Consider the following 17,811-nt stretch of genomic DNA (forward strand, 5'->3'; position numbering starts at 1 on the left):
GAACCCATGACACTCCAACTTAACGCCACCTTCAAAGGTTTTCCAGGCCACTTGGCGCCCATCGATCTGAGAGATGCTGGAGCTCAGCAATGGCAAGTCCTGAAGGGTGACCTGCCCTTTCCCCTGGCCATCATTCGCCAATCTGCCCTCCTGCACAACCTGCATTGGATGCAAAATTTTTGCAAAGAACGCGGCCTGGACATTGCCCCACACGGCAAAACAACCATGTCACCAGAGTTGTACCAACTGCAATTGGACGCTGGCGCATGGGGCATCAGTTTTGCCACGGTGTTTCAAGCCAGCTTAGGAGCACGCAACGGGGTGAAGCGCATCATCATTGCCAACCAGGTTTACCAAGCGCCCGACCTTGATGCTTTGGCCTCACTCCTGGAGGCCTTCCCAGAATTGCGTGTTTACTTCCTGGTCGACTCGATGGCGCAAATGGAAGCCATCGCACAATGGCGGGCTAGCAGAGATTCGCACGCCAACTTCACGGTTTTGATTGAGTTAGGCATTGACGGTAAACGCACCGGTTGTCGCGACCACACGCAAGCGCTTGAATTGGCCAGATGCATCAAGGCGACACCCCATATTCAACTGTGTGGTGTTGAAACCTACGAAGGTGCATTGGCCACTTGCAATCATGCGCACGATCAAACGCATGTCGCAACCCTGATGGCACGCCTACAGCAACTGGCCATCGCTTGCGAAGCGGAGCATTTATTTGAGCACGATGAAGTCTTACTGACCGCTGGCGGATCAGCCATCTTTGACTTGGTGGCCAAGGATCTCAAGCCGCATTTGAAACGACCTGCACGCGGCATTTTGCGTTCAGGCTGTTACCTCACCCACGACCATGTTCAATACCGAAAAATGTTGCAGTGTGTGGGAGAACGACTGAACTTACGCGAGACCCTCAAGCCAGCCTTGGAAGTCATCAGCAGCGTGCAATCTTGCCCAGAGCCAGGCTTGGCCCTCCTCACCATGGGCAAACGCGACGTATCCTACGACTTGGACTTACCGGTTGCCATTTGGCGTGCCAACTTAGGAGATACAAGTACCCAGGGTGTGCCTGCGCATTGGCAAATAGAAGCTCTGAACGACCAACACGCCTATCTGCGCTTCGACGCTTCAGCACCTGTCAATGAACAGCCACAACTAGGACAGTTAGTAGGCTGTGGTATTTCACATCCTTGTACGACTTTTGACAAATGGCGCTGGATGCCAATGATCGACGAGCAATTCAACGTGGTCGATGCAATTTCTGTAAATTTCTAAAATCATGAACGCTGTAGCTTCCTCGCTGCTCAAACGACTGAAAACCAAGGCCAATGCTTTGCCACGTGCGCAGCAACAGGTCATTGCCTTGATTTTGAAAGATCCTGAACAGGCACTGACAATGAGCGTCGATGCTTTGGCCGCACAAGCGCATGTCTCCATGCCCACCATCATGCGAACCGCAAGGCAGTTTGGCTTTGAAGGTGTCCGTGAATTTAAATTGGCACTGGCGCAAGATTTGGGACGAACGTCCTCAGTGCATCGAGCCGTCAGCCTTGAAGATGATTGCGCAGTCGTCATCCAAAAGATTTTGGGCAGCACAGCAGCCTCCCTCACTGCATTGCAACATCAACTCAACCCCAACACACTCAACGAAGCGGCTGATCTCATTGCACAAGCCACACGCATTGATTGCTATTCAGTTGGCACCACATCGGCGTTCATGGCAGACGATTTGCAAGGACGACTTTTTCGTCTGGGCAAATCGGCTCACGCAATACATGATGCGCACAAGCAACTGATTTCTGCGGCCTCCTTGGGCATCCATGGCGTTGCTGTGGCCATTTCGCACGTGGGCCGCATGCCCTTCCTTTTAGAGTCGGTGACGTTTGCGCGTCAACAAGGTGCCAAAGTGATTGCCATCACGCAGCCTCACACACCTTTGGCTGACATAGCGGATGTGGTGATTGATGTCATGGTGCCCCCCGACGCCGTGATGCGCGTGGGAACCGAAGCCTACATTGCACACCTTTTGGTGATTGAACTCTTGATGATCTTGGTCTTGCAAAAGTTGGGGCCCAAGGCCATTGAACTACAGACTCAATACCGTGAGGTCTTGCAGCAACATGGTCAAGACGTTGATCAACATCCTTGGATTCATTGGACTTGGCCCCATGCAGAGAAAGAACCCACTTGATGCAACACGCAAACGCAAGCAATCCAGTGCACACACGTTTACTGCAAAATGCCAGCCTGATCGATGGCACTGGGTCGCCTGCACAGGTTTGTGACGTTTTGATTCGTGACGATCGCATTGCTCAAATTGCATCTCACATTGATCCAAAGACCAGCGGCGCGAATGACATCGTCAATTGCCAAGGCCTTACCCTAGCGCCAGGCTTCATCGATGTGCACACCCATGACGATGCGCAGGTTCTGCGCGACCCTCAGATGCTGGCCAAAGTGTCGCAAGGTGTCACCACTGTCATTACCGGCAATTGCGGCTTGTCTTTGGTTCCTTGGGTCACGCAGAATCCCATTTCACCCCTGGACCTGTTGCACACCACCGAATTCAAATACCCCAGCCTCAGCTCTTACGCCAAGGCCGTTGAAGCTGCCAAACCGTCCGTCAATGTAGCGTCTCTGGTGGGTCATACCACCTTGCGTGCAGCCAACATGACAAACTTGAATCGACCCGCTACTGAATCCGAAGTTTCAGCCATGTCAGCACACTTGGCGCAAGCCATGCAAGAGGGTGCGTTGGGTCTGTCCTCCGGTTTGTTTTATCAACCCGCAGGTGCTGCTGACGCAGAAGAAATGAAAGCCCTCACACGCGTGGTCGGGCAGTACGGTGGTGTGTATGTCACACACATGCGCTCGGAAATGGACAGCATCATTGATGCCATGCATGAAGCAGCAGATACTGCCAAGGCTGGACGTACACCTTGGATCCTGTCACATCACAAATGCGCAGGCCCCAAAAACTGGGGACGCACCATTGAAACCTTGGCCTTGATAGACCGAATGGCCAAGACACAAGAAATTGGGCTCGATGCGTACCCCTACAACGCAGGTTCTACCCTGTTGCGGACCGACCTGGTAGATGGTGTGATTCAAATTTTGATCACACGCAGTGATCCACATCCCGAAATGGTGGGACGTTATTTGTCGGACATTGCCACTCAATGGGATTTGAGCCAACAAGAGGCTTGCCTGAAATTGATGCCCGGCGGGGCTTGCTATTTTCAGATGGACGAAGCCGATGTGCGGCGTGTGTTGCAGCACCCTTTCACCATGATTGGATCCGATGGTCTACCACATGATGAACGCCCTCACCCACGGCTGTGGGGTGCATTTGCTCGCGTACTAGGTCACTACGCCCGAGATGAAAAGCTTTTCAATTTGCCAGAAGCGATACATAAAATGACCGGGCTTTCAGCCAAACGTTTTGGACTCAAAGACAGAGGCGTCATTCAAGTCGGTTCGTTTGCAGATTTGGTTTTATTGGACCCTGAAATCATTTCTGATAAAGCCACCTTTGATCAACCCGTGGAAATGTGTGTTGGCATTCAAAAGGTCATGGTCAATGGCGTATGGTCATTTGAAAATAGAAGCACGGTCACTCATGGGCCTGGCAAGTTCATATCGCGAACTTAAATCACCAAGAAGCATCAACTTGACGGTTTTTGCGTGTTGATGTTTCTTGCGACGGCAACCACGAACGCACATATTCAGCCGACACTTGAGTGGGCGACACTTTGATCCGCAAGTGTCCCGAACTGCTTTGGATGTCGCCAGAGTTGTAGTGATAATCTTTGGCAATGCTTGCGCCACTGCTGAAGTTTTTGGCACTGGGTTGCGGTACGGCTTGGTAAACAATGCCGTCTAAATCTTGCTTGGCATACAAGTGATCATGACCGTGAAAAACAGCTTTCACTTTGTGTTTGACCAACAATGCATGAATGGGCAGCTCCCAGCCCGGTCGTCGGGAAGCAAAACCAGCACTGCCATCTAAATTCTTACCGCCCCATTCAAAAAACGGCGCAGCCTCTATGCCGCCGCGCATCTGCCCATCCAAGCCACCCACCAGGTTGTGGATGAAAACCATTTTGTGCTTGGCTTGGCTGTCTGCCAATGTTTTGCTGAGCCACTGGTATTGACGGTCGCCCAGGGTGAGATTCCAGCCATCTTTGTTTGACTGGGCAGGACTGCTCCAATATGGATCTAGCACCACAAACAAGGCATCGCCCCACTGCCACGCGTACCACGAAGCTCGGTCACCCGTTAGCGCATCTTTCAATGTGTCTCCCAGATAAAAACCGTCAGGTTTTGGGTTGGCAAAATAAGTTTGTCTGGCAGATGTTGCCCACACGGGTAGGACATTGTTTGAGCCGTTGAGCAACCACCCCAACTCGCCATCGTGATTGCCATTGACCAAAAACAATGGGACTGAATGTGTCATCAATCCAAAATTATTTCGCTCATACACATAACGTTGATTGACGATGGCGGCGTTGGCAGCAGCTTGCAACGTGGCCGACAGCGGTTCGCTGTATTTTTCTGTCATGAATGTATCGCCCAAATCAATGTGGAAGTCGGGTTGATCCAACAAGACATTGTTCAAGGTTTGCTTGTATACCGCCAAGTCTGAGTTTTCATCTAAATGTGAATCTGCTTGAAGCGTGAAAGTAAATGATGAGCCAACAGGTTTGGCCGTGCTGAAACTGTAGGTTGACGAGACCAAACTCCCTGTGCTGGTTTGCAGGGTCAGTTTGTAGGTGTAGCGCGTATTGGGTTTGAGGCCAGTCAATTGAATTTCTTTGGGGACGTTGGGGGTGATCATGCCGGCCGCCATCTGAAGATCCTGCATCGCCAAGTTTGATTGATACGCCACATTAACAGCGCCAGAGCGTGGTGTGAGCACGAGTAATTTGATGCTTGTATCGGTTGGCGCTGCCAACAAAATATTGCCTTCAAAGACCTGTGTGGCTTCTGGCACAACTGGGGTCGTCACGGTAGGCGTTGCTACAGTGCCAGTTTCCGTAGTTCCGCCGCCACCGCCACCGCCACCGCAACTCGCACAGACAGCGGACGCCAAAATCAAGATACACAAGCGCAAAGGTTGGCATGTCATCAAATCACCTCAAGGTAATGTGTATGTAAAAGCGACCTCGCCATGTACCTTACCGGGCCCTTCATCTTTTTGGAGGTAAGTTCTGACGTAATCAACTTTGACTTGATTGGGGCTCACACTCACGCGTGTGTAACCTGTGTTTGGAAACTTATCTCCCGTGAGGTAAGCATCTGCATTCCACAGGGTGTAATTGGGGTCTGCAGGTTGTGACAATGTTTGGTAGGTCACACCATCTAGCTTTTGCCGGACCCAAATGTGATCATGTCCTTGGAAAAAGATACTCACTTTATTAGCCGCCATGAGTTGGTGAATGGGTGTTGTCCAATTAGGCCGCTGCCCTGCAAAGTCAAGCTGCCCATTCTGGCTTTCACCACCCCACTCCCACAATTTGGCCAATTCAATGCCCCCGCGCCCCGTGCCCATGACATGGTGCGCAAAAACAAACTTGTATTTGGCCTTGCTTTGCTCTAGCGTACGTTTAAGCCAGTTGTATTGCGCATCGCCATGGGTCACATCCCACATGCTCAGGCGCTTGCCAGCTCCACCAAATTGATTGTCAACCGCAACGGGCGACTCCCAGTAAGGATCGATCACCACAAACAGTGCGTCACCCCAATTCCAAGCAAAGTAATTCCGCAACAAACCAATGAAAGGGACCTGCTCCAAATTGCCCGAATAAAAAGCATTGGGCGCCGGTTGTGAATAAAGAGAATTCCTAGCGTTTTGCGCCCAGACAGCCACATTGTTGGGTGTACCGTTTAACAAATAGCGGGCGGCCTGCTCATGATTGCCATTGACCAAATACAAGGGCGAGGTACGTCCAATCAGATTGAGATAGGGTCTTTGCAAGGTATAGCGTTCGCGTACTAGGGCTTGCGTGATGGTGTCTGGATTGAGCGTGTCGACGCTAAAGTCATCACCGCTCAAGATGTAGAAATCAGGTTTGTCTGCCGCTGCGCGCAGCAGCGTACGCTTGTACAAATCAGCATCAAATTGTGTTTTGAGCCGCTCGGGATGCGAATCACCCTGAATGGCAAAGACAAAGGCTTGTCCAGCTGGCTTGGCGGTCTGAAATTCATATTCAGGCGTGACCACCACATCCTTGCTGTTGCTGGCTTGAAATCTCAATCGATAAAAATACCGCTTACCTGCTTTCAAATTGGTCAGCATCATTTCAAGCGGCTTGTCCATCTGAAGTTGGACTGGGGCTAGCTGCTGATCGTATTGAACACTGCTAGTCCCAAACTCAATGGAGACAGTGCCCTGCTGATCAACGCTGTGCACATTGAACGTGACTGAATCAGCCGTGGGAGAGCCCATCACCCAGGTTCCGCTGAATACGCCAGATGTGACTGCATCAGGCGGCAATGGATTGATCACCGGCGGACTGACGCCTGAAGGCGATGTAGCTGAATTGTCTGCGAGTGCTGCGGGTGAGCTGCCACCGCCACCACCGCCACAAGAAGTGAGCGCTGCACACAGGGCCAGAAGTGTGAACTTACAACGCAAATTCAAAATTTGATCCATTGCGAACTTTCAGTACTGTCAACCCACCTTTGCTGGGGCTTGCTAGCGATCACCAAAACTTTTCCCCAATGTGAAGGGAGCTTAGGTTGAACAACAGACAATTCAGAATTGCCTGTCAATTGAACGCTGAATTGAACGGGCTCTATGTGCGCATGCATGTTCGGATTCACCAATTGTTGGGCCAAGTCCAATTGAATTTGCCGCTTCACAGACTGCCAAGTGGCGAATTGCCAATAACTCAGTTGTGCCTGCTTGTCTTTGTTCAATTTAAAACTGATTTTCTGTTGATAGAAAGTCTGAGCTTTTGTGTACAAATCTTCAAAGGCAGCATCATCTAGGCTCGCCAGATGCACGTAGACTGTTTGTGCAGTGATTTGCCCATCGAGAACCGGCTTGAAAAAATCTTGCGGGCTGACATAAAAGGTCGCTGAAACATGCGAAGACTCTCTTTGTACAAGACTCAGTCTGGTTGATGCCACTTCGTGTGAATTGGCCATGGTGATAGTGCAAAGCCAAATCAAGCAACATCCGAGCGATGTGGCCATCCAATTCACCCAAGTCAAATATGAGTTTCTGGACTGATTCATTTGCAATAAATCACATCAGGTTGACTGACTGCACCAGTACCATTTTTGAATTGAAACACCCAACACATTGACTTTCCTTTGTTCTCAGTCTTGGTCAATGCAGTTTGCAAATCAACATCTGCCAGTGCCTTGTACCGAATTTTGTAAGTGCCCGCTGAATTTGTGTAACTGTCTTTACCTGTTTCGGTACTCACAAAAGATTTTTCTGTTGTGAATTCCAATACTTGAAATGAATCGGCGGTATCTGTTGTCAAACTCATGTTGGAAACACCAAATGGGGTGACGGGCGGTTGTCGCATGGGTGAAAACTTCGTTGCTTGATTGGCCAAGTCTGGGCTTGGCACACCACGGAAGCAGGACAAAATATAGGGCGATATTGAACTAACGTGATAGCTATAGCCAGGGGGTGCATTGCTGACACTGCTGGTATTACCCCCGCAGAGACCATCACGACTGGCAATTTGGCCATCCGCATTGTTGAATCCAAAAATCCCGTAACCATCCAAGGCCCAGCCTACAGGGTGAGTATTCCAATAGCCGTCCGGTTTATTGGCCATCAAACAAATGGGGGCGGCATGGTAGTGGTAATCATCAGCCCTGCCTGCATGGCCATTGCAAATGTCCAATTCACCCAAGACTTTGGTATCGCCGTTCTGACACCCCCCTTGCTTACACGGGTTAAAAATAGGGACGCCATTGACTGCAATGCCGATGGGTCCATCGACAGCAGACACAGGATTGACAGCCAATTCGGGTGTCAATGGAATTCGCCACCCATTCGAGCCCCAAAAGTTTTGTGCGGTTGGCACCTGTAAGTTGGTGGCTGTAATGCCATTCATCATGGCGTGTGAAGGCAGACCCTTGGAGCTGACATACGCATACTGCGTATCACAATTAACACTAACGGGAACTTGGGCGCTGGCTTGAATTGAGTTGCGCACCCATTGACATGCGTTTGAAGCACCCGTTGATGCACTTGTTCTTGAATAACCCGCCTCAAGTGTGGCTTGTCCCAAAATGCCATTTGCCATCAAACTCAGTAAGTCGATGCCTGTCACTGTGCTTGTCGCTGTTTTCAGTGGCGTTGGATAAGACAGCGCATACAAAGTGAATTTGTATTTCTTCAAGCCAGGGCCTTGTGAGCATGGCGGCTGATACGCCAATGTGGGTCCATCACTTCCAGCGCCGTAGGTACCCACCAGCACAGAGTTTTTGGTCAACCCTGTCAGCGAAGCAGGCAAGTTGTAATTCACCCAGTTGTATTTCAAAACGCCATCCCCAGGGTCAGTGCTCATCAACAAAGCAAATGACTTTGTTCCAACAGGCGCATTTCGCCAAGTCAAGGATGGGCTGGAACCCGATCCGTCACAGGTTGCATCCGATGAGAGCATGCCATCTTGGCCCACTTCGGAACTGGTCAGAGTAAAAGCGCTGACCACAACGGGATCGGGTGTCGTGGGTGTCGTGGGTGTCGTGGTTTGCGCAATCTCCGCGGCACCACCGCCACCGCCACATGCCGAGATCAAAGCACTCATGAATAAGGCCAATAAGCTAGCGCGAGAAAATGTGTTGAGTTTCATAGTGTCCCCATAGAGAACTCCAACAACACATCAAACTGTCGCAGCTCCTCCAATTCATGCAGGTGGCGCCAATACCAAACACCCAAGGTCAAAGATACAAGCAACGTCATACCCCACCACCAACGTTGCGACAGAAACGCAAGTACTTGAATGTCTCTGGGATGCCCATTGACATGGGTTTGAGTCATCGACTTGTCTAGCCATGCTGTCGTCAGTTTGTCTTGGAAATCAGGTCGAATGCTCGGTTCCGCATCCATTTGAATCAGATTCCGGACCGCCTGTTTTTCAATTTCTTCTTGCATCATCATCTTTCCGTCAATTTTTCACGCAATGCATTTTTTGCTCGCCAGAGCAATTGATCTACCGCATTTTTTTTCAGTTCCATGACTTGCCCAATATCAACAGCAGTCATGTCGTGGAATGCCCATAAAACCAAAGCCATACGCTGTTTGCTAGACAGGGACTCTAAGGCCTGGTGAATAATTTCTTGGTGGAGACGGAGATCAATCTGAAAATCAGACATCACCTCATCCGCTGAGTCCAACATGTCAATGTCTTCGTGACTTCTGTTGTGTCGAATGAAGGCATGGCATTCACGCATCACAATTTTGTTAAAGTAAGTTCTGATTGATGATTGACCTTCGAATTGTTCAGCTGACCGCCACAGTTGAAACACAGCTTCTTGGACTACCTCTTCAGCTGCGTCTTGGTTTCTTAAAATTCGCCAGGCCAGTGCGTGCGCAGGTTTGATCAAAAGGTGCATCAAACCCCTGGCGGCCTCAGCATTCCCCTGCTTTGAAAGGCGAAGAAGCTCCCTTTCAGCCATCCAAGTAGAAACGTCATTCATCAAAGTTCACTTCAAGCACGTCAAAGGAATCAAGGCCAATGCTTTCTCTCCTCGGGCGACATGAATTCCAGCATCAGCTCTCTGCGTCGCTTCAATTCTTTGCGCTCTGCATCCGGCAATGAAGTGATGTAATTGCGAGCCTCTTGCTTCACTTGCTTTTTTTGATCATCCGTCAGCTTTTTCCACTGAGATTTGAACTTTTCACTCAAATCGCGACGTTCTTCAGCCGATAACTTCTTGACAGCTTCCAAGGACTTGTCAAAGTACATCAATCGCTCTGCAGCACTTGCCTCCTTCAATTTGGCGTGCAGCTGCTTGGTCTGAGCCATACGCTGCTCGAAGGTGTAATTGACAGAATCGCGAGGGTCTACCGGATCTGGAACTGCTGCATGCACAAATGAACCCACAGCAAAGGCTAAAGAGAGTACAAAGTTTTGAAATAATCTTTTCATAAGCCTCCCAACTGAATTTTTCAGATGTTTCAAGCTTAGAGGATCGGAAGTCTCAAAAACTTACGCAATACCCGAAATTAAATTCTTCACCCTCTTGGGTGATGCTGCGCATGCAAGTTCTTCAAGCGCTCCCGCGCCACATGGGTGTAGATGGTGGTGGTCGAAATATCGGCATGCCCCAACAGCACCTGAACCGACCTTAAATCGGCGCCGTGGTTCAGCAAATGCGTGGCAAACGCATGTCGCAAGGTGTGCGGCGACAAGGGCGATGTGATGCCCGCGATCACGGCATACTTTTTGATCAAACCCCAGAACATGATGCGCGACATGGCAGTGCCTGCTTTGGGGCCACTGGCGGTCACAAACAAGTCTTCGGTTTGTTTGGCGCCCAGCAAAGCACCGCGAGCATTCTGCATGTAATTGAGCAAGCTATCTCGGGCCATGTCCCCAAAAGGCACCAAACGCTCTTTGCTGCCCTTGCCCATGATGCGCAAGATGCCTTCGTTCAAAGAGACATGCAAGGTTTTGAGTTTGACCAACTCTGATACGCGTAAGCCACTGGCGTACAACAACTCCAGCATGGCTTTGTCACGCAGGCCCAACGCGGTGTTGGCATCGGGCGCCGACAACAGTGCGTCCACTTGGTCTTCTGACAAGGTTTTGGGCATACGCAAGGCTTGCTTGGCGGCCAGCATTCGGAGGGTGGGATCGATTTGGACAATGCGCTCTCGCAATGCCCAACGGTAGTAGCGCTTGAAAACAGTGAGTCGCCGATTGGCCGAGGTGGCTTTGGAGAGGCTGTGCCTTGCGGCAAAGTAAGCCTGCAAGTGCGACTCTTGAACACTGTCGAGTGGCGTGCCAGAAGATGTCTGGAGCCACTCTGCCAATGCCGACAAATCTCTGCGGTAAGCAGCCAAGGTGTTGGCTGACAAACCATCTTCAAGCCAAACCGCATCAACAAAGCGGTCGATGGCGGCTTGGCTGTCGGGCGTCATCAGTCCAATTTGAGTTTTTGATCGTCCACAACTTTTTTGTAGATCTCAAACTCAGCTTTGATTTGCGCAGCAAACTGCTCGGGTGTGTTGGCCACAATCAAAGAGCCTGTGTCTTCAATGCGCTTGCGAACAGCAGGATCTTCGAGGGCTTTTTTAACACCGCCGCTGATTTTGTCGATCACTTCTTTGGGCAAATTCTTGGGACCCAAAATGCCGTAATAGGCCATGCGATTGACCGGCTCCAGACCAACTTCTTTGAAAGTGGGCACATTGGGCAGCTGCGACAAACGTTGGGGTGCCGCCACCACGATCGGGATCAGCTTGCCCGTTTGAATGAATGGCAAGGCTGATGGCATGTTGTCAAAAATGATGGGCACTTGACCTGCCACTGTGTCGTTCAATGCAGGACCTGCACCGCGGTAAGGAATGTGTGTGATGAAAACGCCTTGCAAGCTTTTCCACAACTCCGTTTGCAAGTGGCCAATGCCGCCTGTACCGGAAGATGAATAAGAATATTTGCCTGGGTTCTTTTTCAGCTCAGCCACAAAATCTTTGTAGTTGCGCGCAGGAAAGCTGGGGTGCACCGCAATCACATTGGGGGTGGCCGCAATGTTGATGATGGGTGTGAAATCTGTAATGGGGTTGTACGGATTTTTGGGGTTGATGGCAGGGTTGGCAGCCGTGGTCGACACAGTGGCCATGCCAAGGGAATAACCATCAGGTGTAGAACGCACAGTTTCAGAGGCACCCACCACTCCGCCGCCACCGGCTTTGTTTTCTACAATTACCGACTGGCCCAAGGCTTTGCCCAAAGGTTCGGCAATGACGCGGGCCACGATGTCTGTGGTGCCGCCAGGCGCAAATGGCACCTGCAATTTGATGACTTTGTTGGGGTAGTTTTGAGCCCAAGCCGCACCCGATGCAGCACCCAAAATGACACAAGTAGCTGTTGCTACCAAACTTGTACGACGGTCCATCTGAACTCCTTCTTTTAACTTCTCAGCATCATAAGCAATAACTCAAGCACTTAGAAGGCAGAAATCGCAAAGTCTGCCGTTATGCTTGAGGGGTGAATTTCGCCCAACTTTTATTCCCCGACTTCTCACTCATTCTGTGCGGCTACTTTTTGTGCCGCTACACAGCACTGAACCGCCCCGTTTGGCAACAAGCCGAATACTTGGTCTATTATTTTTTATTCCCAGTTTTGCTGTTTCACTCCATTGTGAAAAGCCCCTTGGATATTCAGGCCACTTCAAGTTTTTTGCTGGCCGGTATCAGCATGGGCTTGATGGCCATTGCCCTGTCCTACAGCCTGCCCTACTGGCCCTGGCTTGGCAAACACATTGACAGACGCGACCATGCCGCCAGTGCACAAGCCGGCTTTCGATTCAATTCCTTCATCGCCCTGGCCTTGGTGGAGCGGCTTGCAGGCCCACAAGGTCTCTTGCTGATTTCAGTGCTGATTGGCTTTTGTGTGCCGATGTTCAATGTGGGTGCTGTATGGCCCATGGCACGTCACGGCGAAAGTGGCTTCTTGCGAGAACTGATTCGAAACCCCCTCATTTTGGCCACCACGGGCGGCTTGGCTTTCAACCTGCTGGGACTTCGAATTCCCGCATTCATGGACCCCACCTTGTCGCGCATTGGCGCAGCCTCTCTGGCTTTGGGCTTGATGTCTGCCGGCGCAGGCATGGAGCTCAAGGCCCTCAACCAAGGCAAACTCTTGGGCACCATGGTCTTGACTTTCAAGCACTTGGTTTTGCCTTGTTTGGCTTGGGGCTTGGCGCAATATTTCGAACTCAACTCGCTGCAAACCACCGTGCTGTTGATTTTCTCGGCCCTGCCCACGGCGTCCACCTGCTATGTCTTAGCGGCTCGCATGGGTTACAACGGGCCTTACGTAGCCGGCTTGGTCACACTCTCCACCCTGCTGGGCATGCTCAGTTTGCCCTTTGCCTTGGGCGTGCTGCGGGACCTGCGTTTTTAAACGCCTTGCTTCAAAGACCAAGCCACTTGCTCTTGCACCACAGGGTCTGTGTGGCTTGCCCAGTGTTGAAGCCCTTGACGCAAAGCTTGCCTTTGATCTTCTGACAATTGAGTTGGCTGAGCCAAGGCATTCCCTGCAGCCAAAGCCACGTTGCGAAGCCACCTGACGTGGCCAATTCGCCGAATGGCGCTGCCCTCGGTCATGCGCAAAAAGGTGGCTTCGTCCCACGCTAACAAATCGACCAACTCGGGTTCGCTCAACGCTTGACGTGCGTCAAAGTCAGGCAAAGGGCTGCGCTTGGCAAACTTATTCCATGGGCACACCCACTGGCAATCGTCACAGCCATAGATGCGGTTGCCAATGGCCGCTCTGAACTCGATCGGAATGGGCCCATCATGTTCAATCGTGAGGTAGGAAATACAGCGTCTAGCGTCCAGCTGATACGGCGCCACGATGGCTTGCGTCGGGCACACATCGAGGCAGGCAGAACAAGTGCCACAGTGATCGGAGACAGCCTCAGTGAACGGCAAGGCCATGTCAACAAACAGCTCACCCAAAAAGAAAAACGAGCCGGCTTCTCTTTGCAAGACCAAGGTGTTTTTACCGCGCCAGCCAAGGCCGCTGCGCACTGCCAATTCGGCTTCCATCACGGGTGCCGAATCGGTGAACACGCGGTGTCCAAATGGTCCTAACAAGGCCGCCATGCGTTCTTGCAATTTTTGCAATCGACTGCGCAAGACCTTGTGATAGTCGCGCCCCCTGGCGTAAACAGACACCACGCCCTGCTGCGCTTGTTCGAGGTTCTGCCAGGCCGATTCAGCTGAGAGATTGGCCACATTGCCGGGCAAGTAGTCCATGCGCACCGTGATCACACTGACCGTACCGGGGACCAATTCTGCAGGCCGGGCACGTTTCAGCCCGTGGCTTGCCATATAGTTCATGCTGCCGTGAAAACCTGCCGCCAGCCAAGCCTCTAATCCCGGCTCAGCTTCGGTCAAATTCACACCTGTCACGCCAATTTGAGAAAATCCCAATTCCCGGGCTGCTGATTGCAGCTCAGCCCACACTGCCGCGGCGTCCACAGGGCGCGCTGGCAATGCATTTGAAAGAGATTGATGAGCGGTGTTCACCCAGCGATTGTAGGAACTCTGAAGCCCCCAGCTTCGGCCCACTGGCTGTGGACGGACGAAATCGCCACGCAAGCGTTTGCCCAAGCCCTGGCACAGCAGCCAGGTTTGCAAAACGCGTACATCGAACTGGTGGGTGATTTAGGCGCAGGCAAAACCACTTTCGTGCGCCATTTACTCAAGTCACTGGGTGTCCAAGGCCGCATCAAAAGTCCAACTTATGCCGTGGTTGAACCGCATGAGGGGGTTCTCCCCAGCAGCCAAGCGCCCCTGGCCATTTGGCATTTCGATTTTTACCGTTTCAACGATCCCCAAGAATTTGAAGAAGCAGGTTTTCGAGATCTGTTTGCCAGCACCGGTTTGAAAATCGCTGAATGGCCCAATCAAGCGCAAGGAATGTTGCCCCTCGCCGACCTTCAGCTGACCTTGACCGTTAATGACCAAGAGGTTCGTCAAGTTCAAGGTGTGGCCAGCACCTTGCAGGGTCAGGCCATCTTGAAGGGCCTGTTGGCTGCCCAATCCCCAACTGCTTCACATGCAAATTCAAAGACGTGATTGGCTCAAGGTTTCCAGCCTGGCTTTGATGCTGGGATGGGCCGACATCAGCAAAGGCGCCAGCCTGATGGCCGTGCGCGTTTGGCCTGCCAAAGACTACACACGGGTCACCTTGGAATCGGACGTTGCGCTCAAAACCAAGTACACCTTTGTCCCCTCTCCCCCTAGATTGGCCATCGACATTGAAGGCTTGGAGCTGAACCCCGCCATCAAGGAGTGGGTCGGTAAAATCAAACCCGATGACCCCAACATCACGGGCGTGCGGGTGGCGCAAAACAGTCCGGGCATCGTGCGCATGGTGTTTGATTTGAAGCAAGCCGTGCAACCGCAAGTGTTTGCATTGACACCCGTAGGCGCCTATCAACATCGTTTGGTGTTGGACTTGTATCCCACAGCACCCGTTGACCCCCTTGAAAGTTGGATTGCCGAGCGCACCCAAAGCAACGACCCCTTGAGCGACTGGCTCAACAAACAAGCCAATGCCACGCGTCCCAGCGCCAGCAACTCTCCCACACCACCGGCTGAAGCCAATGCGCCCGCCAACCCCCCAGCTGGCAATGCTTCAATCACCGATCGTTTGATCATTGTGGCCATCGATGCAGGTCATGGCGGCGAAGACCCCGGTGCCATTGGCCCAAACGGCACCAAAGAAAAAGACGTGGTCTTGCAAATTGCCTTGAAACTGCGCGATCGCATCAATGCAAGCAGCGTCAAGGGCAGCCCCATGCGCGCTTACTTGACGCGCGATGCCGACTACTTTGTACCCCTGCATGTGCGCGTCCAAAAGGCACGCAAAGTGCAAGCCGATTTATTTGTCAGTGTGCACGCCGACGCCTTCTTCACACCCAATGCGCAAGGTGCCAGTGTGTTTGCACTGAGCCACGGCGCGGCGTCCAGCAGTGCAGCCCGGTGGATGGCACAACAAGAAAACAAAGCCGACTTGATTGGCGGCATGAACTTTGGCGTGAAAGACTCGCAAGTGCAACAAGCCTTGCTTGACATGAGCACGTCTGCACAAATCAAAGACAGCTTGAACTTGGGCGGCGCTATTTTGCGAGAGATTGGCGGCGTGGGCCGATTGCACAAACCCAAGGTTGAACAAGCTGGGTTTGCCGTGTTGAAAGCACCCGATATTCCCAGTGTGTTGGTCGAAACCGCCTTCATCAGCAACCCAGATGAAGAAGCCAAACTGTCAGACCCCAACTACCAAAACAGCGTGGCCGACGCCTTGGTCAAAGGGCTGCAAAAATACTTTGAACGCAACCCACCTTTGGCGCGAAAGCGCAGCACCTGATCAGACGGCTGGAAAGGCCTTCATGCGGGCGCGAACTTCTTCCCAACGCGCAGGGTCGCAGCCGCGGCGCATCACCACCAAGGTGGCACTGGCCAGAGCATGCGCTAAGACATCTTTCAAAGTTGCATCAGCGGCTTGTGAAGCCCACGACTTCAAATCAGGGGCATGAACATCGTCATCTGCATGGTGCAATACGCAAGCCAACAAACCCGCCAAAAAACTGTCGCCAGCCCCCACGGTGTCGACCACTTTCACTGGTGCAGCCTCACGGGCTGCGTAGACCTTGATCTCATTGCCCCTACGAACCAACAGCCGCGCACCTTCAGCACCCAAAGTCAAGGCCATCCACTGCGCCGTGCCCAACTGCATCAAGTTCTGGGCTTGGTCCATGGGCGTCTCGCCAGGCAGTTGCAGATGGGCCAAGTCCTCGTCACTGGCTTTCAGCACATCAGCGCACTTGGCCATTTCTAAAACATGCGCACGGTATGCTGCCAAGTCGGGCATCACGGAGGGGCGCAAATTCACATCCACCACAATCCAACGACCCGCCGTCTTTTGCGCTTTCAACCAAGGCAGGTAATGCGATGCATCGGCAGGGTCCAAGGCCAAACAGCCCGTGCAGGCAATTTCCAACTGGGGCTGAGCTTGGCAAATGGCATTCATGGCCGCCGCAGAAATTTGACGATCGGCCACGCCCTCTCGGTAAAACGCATAGTCTGGATGACCGTGTTCGTTCAATGCCACCACCGCCAAGGACGTGGTTTGAGGCACGGGTGCAGGCATGGCCAATTGAACCCCATCGGCCGTCAAAGCCTGCGCCAATTGACGACCGAAACGATCACTTGACAAGGGGTTTTGATACAAAGTCGGCACATTTTGACGGCCCAAGGCACGTGACAAATTGAACACAGCCCCACCCAAGCAAGGCTGAAAATTGCCATCGGCTTGGGCGACCAAATCGATCAAGGCTTCGCCAGCAGTGACCACACGGGGTGCGACCTGTGTGTCGCGGGTCTGAGGTGTCTTCATTGTCATCCGCACATTTTAGGATTGGCGCGCCCGCCAAGCGCCCCACAAGGCGAACAAACCGGGTACGAAAATCATGGCCCAGATAATTTGGCTTAAGTAGGCTTTGACGAAAGCCGTTTCGCCAAACAGGTAACCTGCCGAGGTCAGACCGCAGACCCAAATCAAGCCACCCAACACGTTGTAGGCCACAAAACGGGAAGGCGTCATCTCAGCCACACCCGCCACGAATGGTACAAAAGTGCGAATAAAAGGCATGAACCTGGCCAAAACCACGGTGATGCCGCCGTAGGTTTCGTAAAAATGGTGCGCTTTGTCAAAGGCTGCGCGGTTGAAAAAACGTGAGTTTTCCCATTGGAACACCTTGGGTCCAAAGTACCGGCCCCAACGGTAATTGACCTGATCGCCCGCAATGGCGGCCACCAACAAGAGGCCCATGGCCAAAGGCAGGCTGAGCAGGCCGATGCCGCACAAGGTGCCGACCACAAACAAGAGGGAGTCGCCGGGCAGAAATGGCATGACCACCAGACCCGTCTCGACAAACACAATCAGGAACAGCAAGACGTAGACCCAGGCACCGTAATTCCCAACGAAGGCTTCCAAATAGCGGTCGACGTGAAGTACAAAGTCCAGCAGTTGCATCAAGGTGTCCATGGGCCAATTATCCCTGTCTTCTGCCCCTTCAAGGTCGGCGCCAAGCCAG

General features: G+C 52.2%; 17 protein-coding genes. 6 read left to right on the forward strand and 11 right to left on the reverse strand.

The annotated features are described in order from the left end of the window. Window positions 1–6: 6 nt before the first annotated feature. From B9Z46_RS15185 to B9Z46_RS02345, 3 genes are read left to right on the forward strand one after another with little or no spacing between them, the layout of a single operon-like run. On the forward strand, window positions 7–1,278 hold the full coding sequence (locus B9Z46_RS15185; protein ID WP_199220531.1) for an amino acid deaminase: 1,272 nt from the start codon (window positions 7–9) through the stop codon (window positions 1,276–1,278). Window positions 1,279–1,282: 4 nt separating this feature from the next. Continuing rightward, window positions 1,283–2,194 carry a MurR/RpiR family transcriptional regulator gene (locus B9Z46_RS02340; RefSeq protein ID WP_108254391.1) on the forward strand — a complete coding sequence of 304 codons (912 nt, stop codon included), beginning with the start codon at window positions 1,283–1,285 and terminating at the stop codon, window positions 2,192–2,194. Beyond that, the gene (locus tag B9Z46_RS02345) at window positions 2,194–3,654 is read left to right on the forward strand and encodes an amidohydrolase family protein (protein WP_108254392.1); all 1,461 of its coding nucleotides are present in this window, start codon (window positions 2,194–2,196) and stop codon (window positions 3,652–3,654) included. Before B9Z46_RS02340 ends, B9Z46_RS02345 begins: the two co-directional genes overlap by 1 nt. 1 nt (window position 3,655) lies before the next feature. Here the strand turns inward: B9Z46_RS02345 and B9Z46_RS02350 are convergent, their stop codons facing one another. The 8 genes from B9Z46_RS02350 to B9Z46_RS02395 all read right to left on the reverse strand — a co-directional run bounded on the left by B9Z46_RS02350 (window position 3,656) and on the right by B9Z46_RS02395 (window position 12,096). Then, window positions 3,656–5,131 carry a metallophosphoesterase family protein gene (locus B9Z46_RS02350; protein WP_158268386.1) on the reverse strand — a complete coding sequence of 492 codons (1,476 nt, stop codon included), beginning with the start codon at window positions 5,129–5,131 and terminating at the stop codon, window positions 3,656–3,658. Between the two features lie 9 nt (window positions 5,132–5,140). Further along, a complete protein-coding gene (locus B9Z46_RS02360) occupies window positions 5,141–6,658 on the reverse strand; it encodes a metallophosphoesterase family protein (RefSeq protein ID WP_108254395.1) in 1,518 nt (505 codons plus the stop codon). A 583-nt stretch (window positions 6,659–7,241) separates the two neighbouring features. Continuing rightward, window positions 7,242–8,825: a YHYH protein gene (locus B9Z46_RS02370; RefSeq protein ID WP_108254397.1), complete on the reverse strand. Its 1,584-nt coding sequence runs from the start codon at window positions 8,823–8,825 to the stop codon at window positions 7,242–7,244. Further along, complete coding sequence (locus tag B9Z46_RS02375; protein ID WP_158268387.1) at window positions 8,822–9,127, reverse strand: hypothetical protein; 306 nt, start codon at window positions 9,125–9,127, stop codon at window positions 8,822–8,824. The genes B9Z46_RS02370 and B9Z46_RS02375 overlap by 4 nt, the downstream gene beginning before the upstream one ends. A 2-nt stretch (window positions 9,128–9,129) precedes the next feature. Continuing rightward, window positions 9,130–9,672, reverse strand: coding sequence for an RNA polymerase sigma factor (locus B9Z46_RS02380; RefSeq protein WP_108254399.1), 543 nt, complete (start codon window positions 9,670–9,672; stop codon window positions 9,130–9,132). Window positions 9,673–9,701: 29 nt separating this feature from the next. Further along, window positions 9,702–10,124 carry a DUF3106 domain-containing protein gene (locus B9Z46_RS02385; protein ID WP_055360370.1) on the reverse strand — a complete coding sequence of 141 codons (423 nt, stop codon included), beginning with the start codon at window positions 10,122–10,124 and terminating at the stop codon, window positions 9,702–9,704. An 86-nt stretch (window positions 10,125–10,210) separates the two neighbouring features. Continuing rightward, window positions 10,211–11,119, reverse strand: a complete 909-nt coding sequence (gene xerD, locus B9Z46_RS02390; RefSeq protein WP_108254400.1) for a site-specific tyrosine recombinase XerD — start codon at window positions 11,117–11,119, stop codon at window positions 10,211–10,213. Further along, on the reverse strand, window positions 11,119–12,096 hold the full coding sequence (locus B9Z46_RS02395) for a tripartite tricarboxylate transporter substrate binding protein BugE (protein ID WP_108254401.1): 978 nt from the start codon (window positions 12,094–12,096) through the stop codon (window positions 11,119–11,121). Before B9Z46_RS02395 ends, xerD begins: the two co-directional genes overlap by 1 nt. 92 nt (window positions 12,097–12,188) lie before the next feature. On the opposite strand from B9Z46_RS02395, the gene B9Z46_RS02400 reads away from it, so the two are divergent. After that, on the forward strand, window positions 12,189–13,106 hold the full coding sequence (locus tag B9Z46_RS02400; protein ID WP_055360367.1) for an AEC family transporter: 918 nt from the start codon (window positions 12,189–12,191) through the stop codon (window positions 13,104–13,106). On the opposite strand, the gene queG is transcribed toward B9Z46_RS02400, so the two are convergent. Continuing rightward, complete coding sequence (gene queG, locus B9Z46_RS02405) at window positions 13,103–14,161, reverse strand: tRNA epoxyqueuosine(34) reductase QueG (protein ID WP_369907413.1); 1,059 nt, start codon at window positions 14,159–14,161, stop codon at window positions 13,103–13,105. The genes B9Z46_RS02400 and queG overlap by 4 nt on opposite strands. 60 nt (window positions 14,162–14,221) lie before the next feature. On the opposite strand from queG, the gene tsaE reads away from it, so the two are divergent. After that, the gene (gene tsaE, locus B9Z46_RS02410) at window positions 14,222–14,788 is read left to right on the forward strand and encodes a tRNA (adenosine(37)-N6)-threonylcarbamoyltransferase complex ATPase subunit type 1 TsaE (RefSeq protein ID WP_108254402.1); all 567 of its coding nucleotides are present in this window, start codon (window positions 14,222–14,224) and stop codon (window positions 14,786–14,788) included. Next, the gene (locus tag B9Z46_RS02415) at window positions 14,769–16,082 is read left to right on the forward strand and encodes an N-acetylmuramoyl-L-alanine amidase (protein ID WP_108254403.1); all 1,314 of its coding nucleotides are present in this window, start codon (window positions 14,769–14,771) and stop codon (window positions 16,080–16,082) included. The genes tsaE and B9Z46_RS02415 overlap by 20 nt, the downstream gene beginning before the upstream one ends. Here the strand turns inward: B9Z46_RS02415 and B9Z46_RS02420 are convergent, their stop codons facing one another. Together B9Z46_RS02420 and B9Z46_RS02425 are read right to left on the reverse strand one after the other, a co-directional pair. Beyond that, on the reverse strand, window positions 16,083–17,111 hold the full coding sequence (locus tag B9Z46_RS02420; protein ID WP_108254404.1) for a PfkB family carbohydrate kinase: 1,029 nt from the start codon (window positions 17,109–17,111) through the stop codon (window positions 16,083–16,085). It lies immediately after the preceding gene. A gap of 15 nt (window positions 17,112–17,126) precedes the next feature. After that, on the reverse strand, window positions 17,127–17,762 hold the full coding sequence (locus B9Z46_RS02425) for a VTT domain-containing protein (RefSeq protein ID WP_055360363.1): 636 nt from the start codon (window positions 17,760–17,762) through the stop codon (window positions 17,127–17,129). Window positions 17,763–17,811 lie beyond the last annotated feature (49 nt).

The sequence above is a fragment of the Limnohabitans sp. Hippo4 genome (assembly GCF_003063605.1).
Lineage (GTDB): Bacteria > Pseudomonadota > Gammaproteobacteria > Burkholderiales > Burkholderiaceae_C > Limnohabitans_A.